This is a genomic window from Pseudomonas sp. P20 (genome assembly GCF_016463925.1).
GTDB lineage: Bacteria > Pseudomonadota > Gammaproteobacteria > Pseudomonadales > Pseudomonadaceae > Pseudomonas > Pseudomonas aeruginosa.
This window is the reverse complement of the sequence record NZ_JAEMVM010000010.1, coordinates 289,578-305,973: the sequence shown is the minus strand read 5'-3', so window position 1 is coordinate 305,973 and position 16,396 is coordinate 289,578. Positions and strand designations below refer to the sequence as shown.

Sequence of the window (16,396 nt, the reverse complement as noted above, 5' to 3'; positions counted from 1 at the left end):
ATCAGATCACGCCGCGGCGAATCTGGTCTTCCTCGATGGACTCGAACAGGGCCTTGAAATTGCCCTCGCCGAAGCCCTGGTTGCCCTTGCGCTGGATGATCTCGAAGAAGATCGGGCCGATCACCGTGTCGGTGAAGATCTGCAGCAGGATGCCGTCGTCGCCCGGGGCGCCGTCGATCAGCAGGTTCAGTTCGCGCAGTTGCTCGAGCGGCTCGCCATGCCCGGCGACGCGGGTGTCGACCTTCTCGTAGTAGGTGTCCGGGGTCGACATGAACTTCACGCCGTTGTCGCGCAGCTTGCGCACGGTGGCATAGATGTCATCGGTGGTCAGGGCGATGTGCTGGATGCCTTCGCCATGGTATTCGCGGATGAATTCCTCGATCTGCGAGGTATCGTCGGCCGACTCGTTGATCGGGATGCGGATCTTCCCGCAAGGTGCGGTCATGGCGCGGGAGAACAGGCCGGTGAGCTTGCCTTCGATGTCGAAGTAGCGAATCTCGCGGAAGTTGGCGATGCGCTCGTAGAAACCGGACCAGACGTCCATCTGGCCGCGCTTGACGTTGTGGGTCAGGTGGTCGATGTAGGTCAGGCCGACCGAGTTGTCGTTGGCGCTGCGGCCTTCGATGAACTCGAAGTCGACGTCATAGATGCTGCGGTCGCCGTAGCGGTCGACAAGATACAGCAGCGAACCGCCGATGCCTTCCAGGGAAGGGATGTTCAGCTCGCCGAAGTTGGCGTGGCTGCCCACCAGCTTGGCGCCCTGGGATTCGGCGTAGGCGGCGGCCTGGGAAGCGTTCTTCACCCGGAAGGCCATGGCGCAGGCGCTCGGGCCGTGCTTGAGGGCGAATTCATGGACATGCCCGGTCGGGCTGCCGTTGAGCACGATGTTGATATCGTTCTGCTGGAACAGGAAGACTTCCTTGGAACGATGCTTGGCGGTTTCGGTGAAGCCCATCATGTTGAACAGCTGGCGCAGCTGCTCGATGCCCTTGGCGTCGGGGGCGGTGAACTCGACGAATTCGAATCCGTCGGTACCGATGGGATTGTGCTGTTCGATCTTGGCCACGGCGTTCATCCGGCCTCCTCGTTGTTCTTGTTGAATGGACCGCCGCCGGTCCAGGCGGCCGACGACATGGGAGATGCCTTCATCTCACCCCGTGGCGGCGCGGCGGACAAGCCGTCGGCAGGGCCCGGCACAGGGCCTGGCGCAGGGATTCTGGCAACTATTCCTTACGCGCCGGCGGCATGCATGGCGAACGCCCGGTCTTCGTAAAGTTATCTTTACAGTGCGGTGCGAAAAGCTGCCAGCAGCGCTGTCACGGCTGCGCTGAAAGCCGGCGCTGCATGATCGGCGTCAAGCGGTTAACCTGCGTCTTTCCTCCGCGACGGCATTCCCATGGCACGACCCGCCCCACCCGACCTGAGCGACAGCCGCCGGCCCCTGCGCGGCGTTGCCCGCAGCTATCCTGCCGGGCACCGCGTCGATGCCCACGAGCACGCCTGGGGCCAGGTGCTCTATGCGGTGTCCGGGATGATGTGGCTGGAGACGCCCGACGAGGCCCTGCCGGTCCCGCCGCAACGGGCGGTCTGGTTGCCTCCGGGCCTGCGCCATGCGGTGCGGGTCGCCTCCGAGTTGCAGATGCGCAACATCTACCTGAGCCCGGAACTCTCCCGCGGCCTGGAGGACCGCACCCTGGTGCTGGTGGTCGGCCCGCTGCTGCGCGAGCTGATCGTCAGCCTGGTGGAGCAGGAACGGCAGAGCAACCCCGACTACTATCGGGCGCTGGCCGATCTCGCCGTGCTCGAACTCGGCCGCGCGCGCCGTTCCAGCCTCCGCGTACCGCTGCCGGACGCCTCCGACAGGCGCCTGCTCGCGCTGTGCCAGGCGGTGATGGCCAATCCCTCCCTGGACATCGGCCTGGAGCGCCTGGCCGAAGACGCCGGGGCCAGCGTGCGGACCCTCTCGCGCCTGTTCCAGCGCAGCCTGGGCATGGGCTTCGCCGACTGGCGGCGGCAGGTGCAACTGGCGACCGCCGCCGCCGCACTGATCGATGGCCGTCCGGTGGCAGGCATCGCCCATGCCCTGGGATATACGCCGAGCGCCTTCAGCGACATGTTCCGCCGCGAGCTGGGCGTCTCTCCCACCGAGTACAGGGCCGAGCATCACCAGCCGTTCCAGCCTTGACCGGTATTCGATAGCGATTGGCCGATAGATGTTTTTTCGGCCAACTAGACTGGCACCATCGTTCACCGTCCCTGTCAGCCGCCATGAACTACCTGATCTCCCTCGGCATCGGCCTGCTGGTCGGCCTGCTCTACGCCGTACTCGACTTCCGCTCGCCGGCGCCACCCGCCATCGCCCTGGTCGGCCTGCTTGGCATGCAGCTCGGCGAACAGCTTTTCCCCCTTGGCCGCGACCTGCTGCAGCAGTGGCTGCACTGATCGCCGCGACGACACGGAGCCCCCGATGAAAGCACTGCAATTCGACCGTACCGGCGACCTCGCCGCCCTCGAGCTGGTGGACATGCCCGACCCGCTTCCCGCCGCCGATGAGGTGCGGGTGGAAATCCGCGCCGCCGGGCTGAATCCGAGCGACGTGAAGAACGTCCTCGGCCGCTTCCCCTATACCACCCTGCCCCGGGTACCGGGCCGCGACTTCGCCGGGGTGGTGGTGGAGGGACCGAAGGCCCTGCTCGGCCAGGCGGTCTGGGGCACCGGGCGGGAGCCAGGATTCTTCCGCGACGGCAGCCACGCGCAGTTCCTGACCCTGCCGGCCGCCGGCGTCGCGCTCAAGCCGGAAAGCCTGAGCTTCGCCCAGGCCGCCAGTTGCGGGGTGCCCTACAGCACCGCCTGGGACGCCCTGCAACGCAGCCAGGTCAAGGCCGGCACCCGGCTCCTGGTAATCGGCGCCAACGGCGCGGTCGGCAAGGCCGCGCTGGCGCTGGCCAAGGCCCTGGGGGCCGAAGCGATCGGCGCGGTGCGGCGCGAGGAGCAACGCCAGGCGCTGGAAACGCAGGGCATCGCCGCGCTGCTGCTGGGCGAGCCGGCCGAACTGGCGGCACAGGTGGAAGGGATCTTCCCCGGCGGGGCCGAGGTGATCTTCGATACGACCGGTTTCTGGCTCGAGGCGGCGGTCCCGGCGCTGGCCGCCTTCGGTCGCCTGGCGATCATCGCCGCACCGGCCGACGGCCATGTGCGCCTGCCGGCGTTGAACCTGTACCGTCGCGGTGGCTCGGTGGTGGGGATCAACTCGCTGCTCTATGGCGTGGAAGCCTGCGCAGGCTTCCTCGACGCCTTCGGCAAGCTGTTCGACCAGGGCCGCCTGCCGCTGCCGGACGGGCTGCGGGAAGTCCCGCTGGAGCAGGGCGTTGAGCAGTACCGGGCGGTGAACGAAGGCACCTGCGAGAAGATCATCCTGGTGCCCTGAGGAGCGGGCGGAATCCCGGCGGAACACGCCGGGATTCCGCTGCGCGCAAGACTACTCCGCGCCGACCGCGAGCTTGCGGGCGCTGCGCGCCTCCTCCAGCTGCATGCAGCGCTCGAGGAACAGGTACATGTAGTCGTAGCTCTTGCAGATCGCGTCGCGCAATTGCCGGCGCAGCTCGGCGCTGGGATTGGTGCCGGCCAGGGTGCAGATGATCTCCAGCGCCTCCCAGGGGTGGGCATCGTCGTACTGGGCGTGGAGCTTGAGCCACTTCATGGCGCGCTTGCGGCCTTCCTTGGGGAAGGCGTTTTCGTAGACGCCGTTCGAACAGACCAGCGCCGACCACTCGCCGGTGACGCCTTCGATGGCGTAGTTGGTGGCGGCCATGGCCACCGCCAGTGAGTCGCTGGCGCAGGTGTGCCAGCACCAGTGGCTGAGCGCGTGCAGTTCGGCCGGCACGTCTTGCGCCTGGATCTCGGCCAGGCTCACGCCGTGGGCCTCGGCCCAGTGCAGCCAGTAGTCGGCGTGGTTGAGTTCGACCCGAATGTTGCGCATCAGCCAGCGGCGCGCCATGTCTTCGCCGGGATGGCGGGCGAAACGGGTCTTCAGCAGGTTCTGCGACATGTACAAGGGGAACTGCTCGACCACCGGCCAGCCGCCGATCAGGTACAGGCGCATCAGCGCCGGGCTCAGCTCGGCGTCGCGCATGCGCCGGTACAGCTCGTGACCGGAAACCCGGTCCTTGCTCGCCTGGCAGTCGACGATCAGTTGCTGCGCCCACTGCGGATAGCTTCCCGCCTCCTGCAAGGGGCCCGTACGGTCAAAGAACTCGCTCACACCCGTCTCCCTTCTCTTCTTGTCGGCAACGGCCTCATAGCAGCGAAACTACTCTTTCTTCGCCCCGCGGTCACCTACCGGAGGTTCTGTCCCAGGCTCGGCCACAGGCCCTGGGCATCCACTCCAGCCCCCGGAGGCTGGCGACTGAACGGCAGGGGCGCGCCGATGGCCAGGCCCTGGGCATAGTCGATGCCGATCTCGCGCAGCGCTTCCATGACTTCGACGGTCTCGACGAACTCGGCGATGGTACGTTTGCCCATCACGTGGCCGATATGGTTGATCACCTGGACCATGGCGCGATCGATGGGATCCTCGAGCATGTCCTTGACGAAGCTGCCATCGATCTTCAGGTAATCCACCGGCAGGTGCTTGAGGTAGATGAAGGACGACATGCCGGCGCAGAAATCGTCCAGGGAGAAACGACAACCGGTGTCCTTGAGCTCGTTGATGAAGCGGATGGCGCTGGCCAGGTTGGCAACCGCCACGGTTTCGGTGACCTCGAAGCAGATCGTCTGCGGCGGAATGCGGTAACGGGCGAACAGCTCGGTGAGGAACTGCAGGAACGACTCGTCGCCGATGGTCGCGCCGGAGAGATTGATGGCGCAGGTGCCGATCGGCTCGGCGCGAGGGTCCTGGGCGCGCTCGACAAGGGTGCGGAAGGCATTCTCCACCACCCAGCGATCGATCAGCGTCATCAGGCCGTAGCGCTCGGCGGCGGGTATGAAGCTCAGCGGCGGCACCAGGCGCCCGCCCTCGTCGCGCAGGCGCAGCAGCAGTTCGACGTGCAAGCCCTCCTCCGCACCTTCGCCCAGCGGCACGATGGGCTGGGCATAGAGACTGAAGCGGTCTTCCTCCAGCGCCAGGTGGATGCGCTGGACCCAGGTCATCTCGCCGAAGCGCATCGACAGTTCGACGTCGTCCTGATGGAACACCTGGACCCGGTTGCGGCCCTTTTCCTTGGCCATGTAGCAGGCCATATCGGCGGAGCGCAGCGCCTCCTCGAGGGTCGAGATACCCGGCAGCAGGTGCACCAGGCCAACGCTGACGGTGCAGTTGAACGGCTGCCCGCTCCAGGTGAAGTGCAGGTCCTGGATGGTCTTGCGCAGATGGTCGGCGATCTCCACGGCTTTTTCCGCCGGACAGTTCTCCAGCAGGATGCCGAACTCGTCGCCGCCCAGCCGCGCCAGCGTGTCGCCCTCGCGCAAGCCTTGTTGCAGCAGGGTACAGACCTGGCGCAGCAGTTCGTCGCCGGCGGCGTGGCCGCAGGTGTCGTTGACCAGCTTGAACTGGTCCAGGTCGAGGAACATCAGGGCGTGCCGCCCGCTGTTGCGCTCCAGGCGTTCCAGCGCTATCTGCAGGCGATACTCGAACTCGCGGCGGTTGGTCAGCCCGGTCAACGCATCGTGGGTCGCCTGCCAGGACAGGCGCGCCATGTACTGGCGCTCGCGGGTCATGTCGTGAAGCACCAGGACCACCCCGGTGATCTCGCCGCCACGGTGGATCGGCGCGCCCACCAGGGTCACCGGCACGCTGCTGCCGTCGTGACGCAGAACCAGCTTGGAATGCTCGCGACCGCCGTCGATCTCGCCGCTGAGGATCTGCTCGATCAGCAGCATGCCCTCCTCCCGCGAGCTTTCGTCGACGATCCGGAACAGCGACGCCAGGGGCAGGCCGCGGGCCTTGTCCAGCGTCCAGTTGGTCATCTGCTCGGCGGCCGGGTTGAGGTAGGAAATGCCCCCCTGGGTGTCGGCGGTGATCACTCCGTCGCCGATCGAGGCCAGGGTGATCTGGGCCCGTTCGCGCTCGGCATCGAGGGCGTTCTCCACTTCCTGGCGCTGCATCAGTTGCTGCCGGGTCCGCAGGAACGCCAGGAGGATGAGCACGCTGGCGGTGGTCAGGTTGGCCACCAGCAGCAGCCTGAGCAAGGCCCGCGAGCCCTCGCCGAGGGCGTCGCTGAAGGCCTTGGCCGCCGGCGTGACCTTCTCGTTGATCGCGTGGATCTCGGTCTTCCACTGTTGCACCTGCTCGGCGCTGGCCTGCCCGGCACCGATGCCCGCGCGCATCTTGCCGGCGACGTCGATCAGTTCCATGACGTACTTGTCGCCCACCAGCCACAGCTCGATGGCGCGCTCGAAGTAACTGAAGTCGTGGAAGTTGCGGTACAGCCAGATGATCGCGGTAACGTCGTCGGCATGGTTGCCGCCCTTGAGGATGCCCTGGCGGGCCGCCTCGATGTCCGGGTCGGGCTGGTCCAGGGCAAGGCGCATCTCGCGGTCGCCGAGGGGGATCGCGATGGCCTCCTCGTAGCGGCGGAAGTCTTCGTCGGCGCGTGAGTCGGCATAGAGGGTGAGGTAGTAGATGGCATCCTTCTGGCCCTTCGACCAGAGGCTTTCGCCGCCGACATAGCTGCGCACCGCGGAGAGGACGTAGAGACTGCCGCCCGCCAGCATGGCCTGCAGCAGCACCACGACGATGAAGGGCCATACCAGGCCGAGCAGGCGGGGCTTGTCGAGAGTCCGGTTCTGCCTCATTCCATCTACCATTCAAACTGGCGCTAAGCGATCGGGCGCCGTCTCCGTCGCCCCTGACTGCATCACCTGTCGGCCGCTCAAGATCCCGTCGCAGAACTCCCGAGGCCTTGCCTGCCGGCAGCCACGACGCTGGAGGAGGCGGACACCTGGCAAACAGTAGGAGTCTAGTGGCTGTTTGCCGAACCTGCCCTGCACCTGGCGGAACAGACAGCGTTTTTTATTGCCGCAGCCAATAAAAACCGGATGTCTTATATGGAATATACGAGAAAAACCGCCAGGCGACAGCCTGGCGCCTCACATCTGTTGCAGATGTCCGTAGAGCCGGGCGTAGAGGCCGCCTTCGGCGATCAGTTGCTGGTGATCGCCGTCTTCGGCGATATGCCCGCCATCGAAGACCAGGACCCGGTCGGCCTGCTTCACCGCCGACAGCCGATGGGCCACGATCAATGTGGTGCGGCCTTCGAGGAAGTCCCCGAGCGCCTGGTGCAGGGCATACTCGGTAGCGGCGTCGAGGGCCGAGGTGGCCTCGTCGAGGATCACCACCTTGGGCTCGGCGAGGATCATCCGGGCGATCGCCAGGCGCTGCCGCTGACCGCCCGACAGGCGCACCCCGGAACGCCCGACCACGGTGTCCAGCCCCTGCGGCAGGCGCCGCACGCCGTCGGCCAACTGGGCGATCTCCAAAGCCCGCCAGCAGGCCTGGTCACTGCGTTCGCGGCCCATGGTCAGGTTGGCCCGCACGCTGTCGTTGAACAGCGCCGGATGCTGGAGGACCACCGCGACATGTTCGCGCACGCAGTCCAGGCCGATTTCCTCCAGGGGCACCCCGCCGTAGCGGATGCTGCCGCGCTGCGCACTGTAGAGGCCGAGCAGCAGTTGCACCAGCGTGCTCTTGCCGCCGCCGCTGGCGCCGACCAGGGCAACCTTCTCGCCGGCGCCGATGTTCAGGTCCAACTGCTCCAGGACCTTGTCCTCGCCGTAGGCGAAATCCAGCCCGCGCACCTCGATGCCAACGGTCGTGCGGCCGGCGAACGGATCGCGCAGCGGCGGGTAGCGCGGCTCGTCGGCCCGCGCCAGCAACTCGTTGATCCGCTGCAACGCGCCGCCAGCGGCGTAGTAGGCGTATTGCAGGCCGAGCAGCTGTTCGACCGGACCGATCATGAACCAGAGGTAGCTGAACACCGCGAGCATCTGGCCGATCGACAGGTCCGAGAGCAGCACGGTGAGCATCGCCGCGGCGCGGAACACGTCGATGCCGAACTGGAACAGCAGGCCGCTGGCGCGCCCGGCGGCGTCGCTCTTCCATTGCGAGGCCACGGCGTAGTCGCGGACCTCCTGGGCGCGGTGGCCGAGGCGGCCGAGGAAATAGCCCTGGCGATTGCCGGCGCGGACTTCCTGGATCGCCTCGAGGGTCTCGGTGAGCGCCTGGGTGAAGCGCGCGGTGCTGTCGTTCTCGAGCTTCTTGAGATGCTTGACGCGCTTGCCCAGCTGCACCGTGGACCAGATCACCAGCGGGTTGAACAGCAGGATCAGCAAGGCCAGCTGCCAGTGCATCCAGACCAGGATCGCGGCGGTGCCGAGCAGCGTCAGCAAGGCGACCAGGAAGCGGCTGAGGGTTTCCCCGACGAACTTGTCCAGGGTATCCAGGTCGGTGACCAGGTGGGCGCTGATCGACCCGCCGCCGAGGGTTTCGTATTCGCCCAGGGCGATATGCCGGAGGCGCTCGATCAGACGCAGGCGGATGCGGTAGACGATGTCCTTGGACAGCCGCGCGAACAGCTTCGCCTGGAGCACGTTGAACACCAGCGCCGCCCCCCGCAACAGAAGGGTCGCCGCCAGCATCAGGCCGATGTAGCCGAACGCCACCTGCCAGTCGGCGGGCAACAGGCGGTCCATGAAACGCAGCGCGCCGTCACCCTTGCCGAGCAGCACTTCGTCCACCAGCAGCGGCAGCAGCAAGGGAATCGGCACGGTGCAGAGGGTGGCCAGCACCGCCACCAGGTTGGCGAACAACAGGGCTTTCTTGTGGCGCAGTGCGAGTCGACGAATCTCCGCCCAGCTCAGGCGGTCTCCGCGCTCACTCATGCCGGCCCCGTTCCAGCCAGCGGCCGAGCAAGGGTGAAAGTTCGGCAAGCGGCTGGTAGCCGTTGGTGAGCAACGCCAGTTGGCCGTTGCGTTCGGCCAGCAGGGTCGGGAACCCGGCGATGCCGAGGTCCTGGACCCAGGCGAAATCGGCGGCGGTGGCGTCACGCGCCTCGCCGCTGTCGAAGGCCGCGGCGAACTCGATGCGCGGAAGCCCCACCGCTTCCGCCAGGCCGGCGAGCACCGCCGCCTGGGTGACATCGCGACCCTCGGCGTAGAACGCCCGCTGGATCGCCCTCACCAGCGGCCAGGTGCTTTCCTCGTCGAGGCTGCGCGCCGCCACCAGGGCCCGGCAGGCCGGCTCGGTGTCATAGACGAAGCCATCGGGCAACGCGTCGTCGAAGCGGAACGGCTGGCCGGTGGTCTGCTGCACGGTCTGCCAGTGGCCGAGGATGTAGCCGCGGGTATTCGGGTCGAGCGCCGCGCCGTGGCCGGCGCGCAGGCCACCGGCTACCAGGTGGAAAGCGACGCCGTCGGCGGCCGCCTGCCGGGACAGCGCCTCGGCGACCGGGGCGAAGCCCCAGCACCAGGAGCACATGGGGTCCATCACGTACAGCAGGCGGGCCTTGGCCAAGGTTCAGTTCTCCAGCGTGGACTGGCGCGGATCGCGACCGAGCGGGTGCGGCTGGTTGCGCTGCCGCGCCAGTTCGATCTGTTTCTGCCGCTCGCGGGCGCCGGCGCGGGTCTTCTCGCTCAGCGAGTCCCAGCAGTGCGGACAGCTGATGCCGGGCACGTAGTGCTCGGACTGGCGGTCCTCCAGCGAAACCGGGTTGCGGCAGGCGTGGCACTGATCGTACTCGCCCTCGCTAAGATCGTGGCGCACGGTCACGCGGTTGTCGAATACGAAGCAGTCGCCGCGCCACAGGCTCTGTTCCTGCGGCACCTCTTCGAGGTACTTGAGGATGCCGCCCTTGAGGTGGAAGACCTCCTCGAAACCGGCGCCGAGCATGTAGCTGGAAGCCTTCTCGCAGCGGATGCCGCCGGTGCAGAACATCGCCACCTTCTTGTGCCGCGCCGGGTCGTAGTGGGCCTTGATGTACTCGGGGAACTCGCGGAACGACCTGGTCTTCGGATCGACCGCGCCCTCGAAGGTGCCGATCGCCACCTCGTAGTCGTTGCGGGTATCGATCAGCAGGACTTCCGGATCGCTGATCAGGGCATTCCAGTCCTTCGCCTCGACATACTGGCCGACCTGCTTGTTCGGATCGACGCCAGGCACGCCGAGGGTGACGATTTCCTTCTTCAGCTTGACCTTGGTGCGGTAGAACGGCTGTTCGTCGCAGTAGGATTCCTTGTGCTCGATATCGGCCAGCCGGGGATCGCTGCGCAGCCAGGCGAACAGCGCATCGATGCCTTCGCGGCTACCGGAGACGGTGCCGTTGATGCCTTCCTCGGCCAGCAGCAAGGTGCCTTTCACACCGTTGTCGAGCAGGGTTTGCAGCAGGGGTTCACGCAGCGCCACGTAATCGTCGAGAGTCACGAACTTGTACAGCGCCGCCACGACGATGGATGTCATGGGGATATAGCCTCCAGGTGGTCGCCCGCGTAAAGGGCGGACCGGAACGAAAAGCGCCAGCCGCTGGCGCCATGGAAACGACAACGCCGGCGGAAGGCCGGCGCTGGGTGCGTAGTCTAGCGCAGCAGGGGCAGGCTCTGCACCCCGCCGCGACGGACGCCGTCTCAGGGTATGTCGTGCTTGCTCCCGCCGCGGCAGGTCGGCGAGGCCGGCACCGCAGCCTGGCTCCACTCCTCAGGGGTGAAGGTATGCAGCGCCAGGGCGTGGAACTCGCCCATCAACCCACCGAGGGTGGCATATACCTTCTGGTGCCGCTTCACCGCGTTCAACCCGGCGAACTGCGGGCTGACCAGCACCACCTTGAAGTGGGTCTCCAGCCCGCGGCTGTGCATGTGGCTCTCGTCGAGCACCTCGACGTGTTGCGGATCGAGGGGCTGCAGGGCGGTCTGGATACGGTCACGCATGCTCATCGCGAATCACGACTCACTTTTTCTTCTGGGCCGGCGCGGCGACGCCGAGTTCCTTGTCCATGTCGGCCATCAGCTTGTTCACCGGCTCGACGGCGCCTTGCAGCTTGGCCTGGGTCAGTTGGGCGGATTCGGCAGTCAGGCGCGGCATCTTCTCCAGCACCTTCTTGCCCAGCGGCGACTGGTAGAAGGCATTCAGGTCCTTCAGCTCGGACTCGGTGAAGTTGGTGGTGTAAAGCTTGATCAGCTCGGGCTTGATCTTGTCCCAGCCGATGGCGCGGTCCAGTTCGGCATTGGCCTTGGCCTGGTAACGCTCGAGAACCGCCTTCTTGCTCTCCGGCGCCTTGGCCTGGGCGAAGCGCTGGGCCAGCATCTGCTGCACCTGGGCATAGACCGGGACCGTCAGCTTGTCGGCATGGACCAGCTTGAGGAATTGCTCGGCCTGGCTGGCGGAATCGGCCATGGCCATGGAGCTGAGGCTGAGCAGCACGGCGCTGCCGATGAGGCGAAGACGGGTCATGGAAAATCCTTGAGGTTGGGTAGATGTGTCCGTGGGACCCGACATTCTGCGCCTAAGTTCGAAATCCGCTCAAGCGCGGCGCCGAATATCGGGAGAATCCTATCCGGCGCCCGCCCGCTCCATGCCGTCTACTATCAGTTCTGTAGTGGGTACTTGCCGCCTTCCTTCCGCAGCCGGCATGCTTGCGTCAGCCTGTCACATGGATGTGTTAGATGAACGGAACCGCCGCCGATACCCTCGCCGTATCGCCCCCGCCCCTGCGCAACCTCTGCGACGGCCACGGCCGGCTCGATCCCCGGGCGGTCGGCTGGTCCGCCCGGCCGCGGGTGCTCTGCCACATCCCCGGCCACTTCGGCCGGCGCAAGCGCTGGAACCACTGGTGCATCGTCAGCCCCGGCTGGATGCTCTCGCTGACCATCGCCGACCTCGACTACCTGACCTACGGCGCCGCCTATTTCCTCGACCTGGACAGCGGCCAGGCGGTAGCGCACACGCAGATCCGCTTCTTCGGCCTCGGCTGCCAGTTGCCCGACGAGCCGCAGGCCAGCCATGCCTTCGAGCATCCCCGCCTGCAATTGCGCTTCGACGAACAGCCCGGGCGCCTGCGCGTCACCGGCCAGGCCCCGGACCTCGGCGGCCTGCCGCTGGAGCTGGCGCTGGAAGTGCGACGACCGTCGCACCTGGAGTCGGTGAACCTGGTGGTGCCGATGGGCAAACACACCTTCCATGCCTGCAGCCGCCAGCTCGGCCTGCCGATCAGCGGCTGCCTGCAGCTCGGCCGCCGACGCTACGACTGCCAGGCGGGCCAGAGCTTCGCCGCGCTGGACTTCGGCCGCGGCGTCTGGCCGCTGCATACCTACTGGACCCGCGCCGCCTTCGCCGCCCCCGGCGGCATCGCCGGCAACTTCGGCACCGGCTGGACCGAAGCCAGCGACCTGCGCGAGAACGCCCTGTGGTTCGGCGGCAAGCTCAGCCGCGTGCTCGACGACGTGCACATCCGCGAGCCTCGCGACCCGCTGGCCGAATGGCGCCTGGACAGCGCCTGCGGTCGCGTCGAGCTGCTCTTCCGTCCCGAACAGCTGCACCAGGCGCGGCCCAGCGTCGGCCTGTTCTATGCCAATACCCGCCAGTGGTTCGGCCGTTTCAACGGCACCCTGCGCCACGACGACGGCGACTGCGTGCCGGTGGACGGCGCCCTCGGCTGGATCGGTTCGACCCGCGCGCGCTGGTGAGGCCGGCGGCGGGCAATCTATTTCCGACCCGCAGCGCGGCGAAAAATGCCCACGAGGAAGCGACGGCAGCGGAACCCAAGGCGGGAGCGAAGGCCTAAACTGCCGGATACGCACCCTGGAGAACACTCATGAGCCGGACCGAAACCGATAGCCTGGGCACCATCGAGGTGCCCGACGACGCCTACTGGGGCGCCCAGACCCAGCGTTCGCTGGAGAACTTCGCCATCGGCGGCCAGCGCATGCCGCTCGCCGTGATCCACGCCCTGGCGCTGATCAAGAAAGCCGCCGCGCGGGTCAACGACCACCTCGGCGAACTGCCGCCGGAAGTCGCCCGGCTGATCGAACAGGCCGCCGACGAAGTCCTCGCAGGCCGCCACGACGAACACTTCCCGCTGGTGGTCTGGCAGACCGGCAGCGGCACCCAGACCAACATGAACGTCAACGAGGTGATCGCTGGCCGCGCCAACGAACTGGCCGGCAATCCGCGTGGCGGCAAGTCGCCGGTGCATCCCAACGACCACGTCAACCGCGCGCAGAGTTCCAACGACAGCTTCCCCACCGCCATGCACATCGCCGCCGCCAAGGCCGTGCACGAACAATTGCTGCCGGCCATCGCCGAGCTTTCCGGCGGTCTCGCCGAACAGTCGGCGCGGCACGCCAGCCTGGTCAAGACCGGGCGCACCCACCTGATGGACGCCACGCCGATCACCTTCGGCCAGGAACTCTCGGCCTTCGTCGCCCAGCTCGACTACGCCGAGCGCGCCATCCGCGCGGCGCTGCCGGCGGTCTACCAGTTGGCCCAGGGCGGCACCGCGGTGGGCACCGGGCTCAACGCGCCGAAGGGCTTCGCCGACGCCATCGCCGCGGAAATCGCCGCCGAATCGGGCCTGCCCTTCGTCGCCGCGCCGAACAAGTTCGCCGCCCTGGCCGGCCACGAGCCGCTGGTCATCCTCTCCGGCGCCCTGAAGAGCCTGGCGGTGGCCCTGATGAAGATCGCCAACGACCTGCGCCTGCTCGGTTCCGGCCCACGCGCCGGCTTCGCCGAGGTGAAGCTGCCGGCCAACGAGCCGGGCAGCTCGATCATGCCCGGCAAGGTCAACCCGACCCAGTGCGAGGCGCTGTCGATGCTGGCCTGCCAGGTCATGGGCAACGACAGCACGATTTCCTTCGCCGCCAGCCAGGGCCATCTGCAACTCAACGTGTTCAAGCCGGTGATCGTCTACAACCTGCTGGAGTCCATCCGCCTGCTCGCCGACGGCTGCCGCAACTTCAACAAGCATTGCGTCGCCGGCCTGGAGCCGGACGCCCAGCGCATGGCCGACCTGCTGGAGCGCGGCCTGATGCTGGTCACCGCACTGAACCCGCACATCGGCTACGACAAGGCCGCCGAAATCGCCAAGAAGGCCTACGCCGAAGGCACCACCCTGCGCGCCGCGGCGCTGCAGCTGGGCTACCTGGACGAAGCGCAGTTCGACGAATGGGTACGGCCGGAGCAGATGCTGGAGGCCGGCCACCATGGTTGAAACCGCCAAGACCGGCGCCACCCCGCTGGAAGGCGACGGCAAGCGCATCCTGCTGATCGTCGGCTCGCCCAAGCGCAAGAGCTTCTGCCACCTGCTCGCCGAATGCTACGCCCAGGGCGCGCGCAGCAAGGATCACGTGGTGCGCGAACTGAAGCTGGGCGAGCTGGCCTTCGACCCGATCCTCCACGAAGGCTACGAACAGAGCCAGGTGCTCGAACCCGACCTGCTGGAAGCGCAGCGGCAGATCCACTGGGCCGAGCACCTGGTGTTCGTCTACCCGGTCTGGTGGGGCGGCCTGCCGGCGCTGCTGCAGGGCTTCTTCGACCGCGCCCTGCAGCCGGGCTTCGCCTTCCGCTACCGCGGCACCCAGGACAAGGACTGGGAGCAACTGCTGGGCGGGCGCAGCGCCGACCTGCTGGTCTGCCACGACCAGCCGCTGTCGCGGCTGCGCTTCCTCAAGGGCCCGCCGGCGCACCGGCAGATGCTGCGCAGCGTGCTCGGCGCCTGTGGCATCGCCACCCGCCGCCTGGAAGAGTTCGCGCCGATGCGCAGTTCCAGCGAGGAACAGCGCCAGGGCTGGCTGCGTCGCGCCGAACAGCTCGGCAGCCAGGTCTAGTTCCCTTCCCGCCCGGCTGCGGCCGGGCGCGGACACTGATCGTTCTGACAGGTCCGCCACCTTCCCGCCGGCTTCCCTTCCCCGCCCCCATGGCGGCCCTTTGCCTGCCTCTACCGGCTCACAGTGCGGGTGCCGACCGCTTTGCATTCCGCGACATCCATCAGGAATGGGTAGCGAATCTGACCGGCCCGTCACATTTGGTAGGGACCTCAAACCGGCACCGAGGGCTAGGATCAGCCCGCTTCGAAATGAATCCGGTTCTGGAAAAAAGGACTTGTCATGAAACACTACTCAGCCACCCTGGCACTCCTGCCACTCACCCTCGCCCTGTTCCTGCCCCAGGCAGCCCATGCCCACGGCTCGATGGAAACGCCGCCCAGTCGGGTCTACGGCTGCTTCCTCGAAGGTCCGGAGAATCCCAAGTCGGCCGCCTGCAAGGCCGCCGTCGCCGCCGGCGGCACCCAGGCGCTGTACGACTGGAATGGCGTCAACCAGGGCAACGCCAACGGCAACCACCAGGCGGTGGTCCCCGACGGCCAGCTCTGCGGCGCCGGCAAGGCACTGTTCAAGGGCCTGAACCTGGCTCGCAGCGACTGGCCCAGCACTGCCATCGCGCCGGACGCCAGCGGCAACTTCCAGTTCGTCTACAAGGCCAGCGCGCCGCACGCGACCCGCTACTTCGACTTCTACATCACCAAGGACGGCTACAACCCCGAGAAGCCGCTGGCCTGGAGCGACCTGGAACCCGCGCCGTTCTGCTCGATCACCAGCGTCAAGCTGGAGAACGGCACCTACCGGATGAACTGCCCGCTGCCCCAGGGCAAGACCGGCAAGCATGTGATCTATAACGTCTGGCAGCGCTCGGACAGCCCGGAAGCCTTCTACGCCTGCATCGACGTGAGCTTCAGCGGCGCCGTCGCCAACCCCTGGCAAGCGCTGGGCAACCTGCGCGCGCAGCAGGACCTGCCAGCCGGTGCTACCGTCACCCTGCGTCTGTTCGATGCCCAGGGCCGCGACGCCCAGCGTCACAGCCTGACCCTGGCCCAGGGCGCCAACGGTGCCAAGCAATGGCCGCTGGCGCTGGCGCAGAAGGTCAACCAGGACTCCACCCTGGTCAACATCGGCGTGCTGGATGCCTACGGGGCGGTCAGCCCGGTGGCCAGCTCGCAGGACAACCAGGTCTACGTGCGCCAGGCCGGCTACCGCTTCCAGGTCGACATCGAACTGCCGGTCGAGGGCGGCGGCGAGCAACCGGGCGGCGACGGCAAGGTCGACTTCGACTATCCGCAAGGCCTGCAGCAATACGACGCCGGGACCGTAGTGCGCGGTGCCGATGGCAAGCGCTACCAGTGCAAGCCCTACCCGAACTCCGGCTGGTGCAAGGGCTGGGACCTCTACTACGCCCCGGGCAAGGGCATGGCCTGGCAGGACGCCTGGACCCTGCTGTAACGCCCTCGACTGCCGCCCGCTCCGGGCGGCAGTCGTTTTCGCCGCCAGGCACCCGCCGCGAGACGGCGAATCCGCGCAACGGTACAGTCCCCCGGCGAAACCCTGGCTACGTGTGCCTGTTCAATCTGCCGTGCGCTCC

General features: G+C 67.2%; 15 protein-coding genes. 7 read left to right on the top strand and 8 right to left on the bottom strand.

All coding sequences use genetic code 11. The annotated features are described in order from the left end of the window. Position 1: 1 nt before the first annotated feature. On the bottom strand, positions 2-1,075 hold the full coding sequence (gene hppD / locus JHD77_RS15880) for a 4-hydroxyphenylpyruvate dioxygenase (protein ID WP_003106569.1): 1,074 nt from the start codon (positions 1,073-1,075) through the stop codon (positions 2-4). Positions 1,076-1,396: 321 nt separating this feature from the next. Between hppD and JHD77_RS15875 the strand changes: the two genes are divergently transcribed. From JHD77_RS15875 to JHD77_RS15865, 3 genes are all read left to right on the top strand, one after another. Next, positions 1,397-2,185 (top strand): AraC family transcriptional regulator, encoded by a 789-nt coding sequence (locus JHD77_RS15875; protein ID WP_031756453.1) that lies wholly within the window; start codon positions 1,397-1,399, stop codon positions 2,183-2,185. Positions 2,186-2,268: 83 nt separating this feature from the next. Beyond that, entirely contained in the window at positions 2,269-2,442 is a 174-nt protein-coding gene (locus JHD77_RS15870; RefSeq protein ID WP_003109411.1) for a DUF1427 family protein, read from the top strand. A gap of 25 nt (positions 2,443-2,467) precedes the next feature. After that, entirely contained in the window at positions 2,468-3,427 is a 960-nt protein-coding gene (locus JHD77_RS15865; RefSeq protein WP_003106575.1) for a quinone oxidoreductase family protein, read from the top strand. A gap of 51 nt (positions 3,428-3,478) precedes the next feature. On the opposite strand, the gene JHD77_RS15860 is transcribed toward JHD77_RS15865, so the two are convergent. The 7 genes from JHD77_RS15860 to JHD77_RS15830 form a co-directional block, all read right to left on the bottom strand. Beyond that, positions 3,479-4,261: a TenA family transcriptional regulator gene (locus JHD77_RS15860; protein WP_003106577.1), complete on the bottom strand. Its 783-nt coding sequence runs from the start codon at positions 4,259-4,261 to the stop codon at positions 3,479-3,481. A gap of 74 nt (positions 4,262-4,335) precedes the next feature. Then, positions 4,336-6,792 (bottom strand): EAL domain-containing protein, encoded by a 2,457-nt coding sequence (locus JHD77_RS15855; protein WP_003106578.1) that lies wholly within the window; start codon positions 6,790-6,792, stop codon positions 4,336-4,338. Positions 6,793-7,086: 294 nt separating this feature from the next. Next, positions 7,087-8,877, bottom strand: a complete 1,791-nt coding sequence (locus tag JHD77_RS15850; RefSeq protein WP_003085865.1) for an ABC transporter ATP-binding protein — start codon at positions 8,875-8,877, stop codon at positions 7,087-7,089. After that, complete coding sequence (locus JHD77_RS15845) at positions 8,870-9,472, bottom strand: DsbA family protein (protein ID WP_049950152.1); 603 nt, start codon at positions 9,470-9,472, stop codon at positions 8,870-8,872. The genes JHD77_RS15850 and JHD77_RS15845 overlap by 8 nt, the downstream gene beginning before the upstream one ends. A gap of 39 nt (positions 9,473-9,511) precedes the next feature. Next, positions 9,512-10,450 carry an oxygen-dependent tRNA uridine(34) hydroxylase TrhO gene (gene trhO / locus JHD77_RS15840; RefSeq protein ID WP_003085861.1) on the bottom strand — a complete coding sequence of 313 codons (939 nt, stop codon included), beginning with the start codon at positions 10,448-10,450 and terminating at the stop codon, positions 9,512-9,514. Positions 10,451-10,614: 164 nt separating this feature from the next. Beyond that, positions 10,615-10,920, bottom strand: coding sequence for a BolA family protein (locus tag JHD77_RS15835; RefSeq protein ID WP_003114234.1), 306 nt, complete (start codon positions 10,918-10,920; stop codon positions 10,615-10,617). A 13-nt stretch (positions 10,921-10,933) separates the two neighbouring features. Beyond that, a complete protein-coding gene (locus JHD77_RS15830; protein ID WP_003120754.1) occupies positions 10,934-11,482 on the bottom strand; it encodes a DUF2059 domain-containing protein in 549 nt (182 codons plus the stop codon). Between the two features lie 167 nt (positions 11,483-11,649). On the opposite strand from JHD77_RS15830, the gene JHD77_RS15825 reads away from it, so the two are divergent. The 4 genes from JHD77_RS15825 (at position 11,650) to cbpD (ending at position 16,257) form a co-directional block, all read left to right on the top strand. Further along, complete coding sequence (locus JHD77_RS15825; protein WP_031756449.1) at positions 11,650-12,669, top strand: DUF2804 domain-containing protein; 1,020 nt, start codon at positions 11,650-11,652, stop codon at positions 12,667-12,669. 128 nt (positions 12,670-12,797) lie between these two features. After that, positions 12,798-14,192, top strand: a complete 1,395-nt coding sequence (locus JHD77_RS15820; protein WP_003085854.1) for a class II fumarate hydratase — start codon at positions 12,798-12,800, stop codon at positions 14,190-14,192. Further along, on the top strand, positions 14,185-14,808 hold the full coding sequence (locus JHD77_RS15815) for an NAD(P)H-dependent oxidoreductase (protein ID WP_031756447.1): 624 nt from the start codon (positions 14,185-14,187) through the stop codon (positions 14,806-14,808). Before JHD77_RS15820 ends, JHD77_RS15815 begins: the two co-directional genes overlap by 8 nt. Before the next feature lie 279 nt (positions 14,809-15,087). Beyond that, complete coding sequence (cbpD, locus tag JHD77_RS15810) at positions 15,088-16,257, top strand: chitin-binding protein CbpD (RefSeq protein ID WP_003114231.1); 1,170 nt, start codon at positions 15,088-15,090, stop codon at positions 16,255-16,257. The last annotated feature ends 139 nt before the right edge of the window (positions 16,258-16,396 follow it).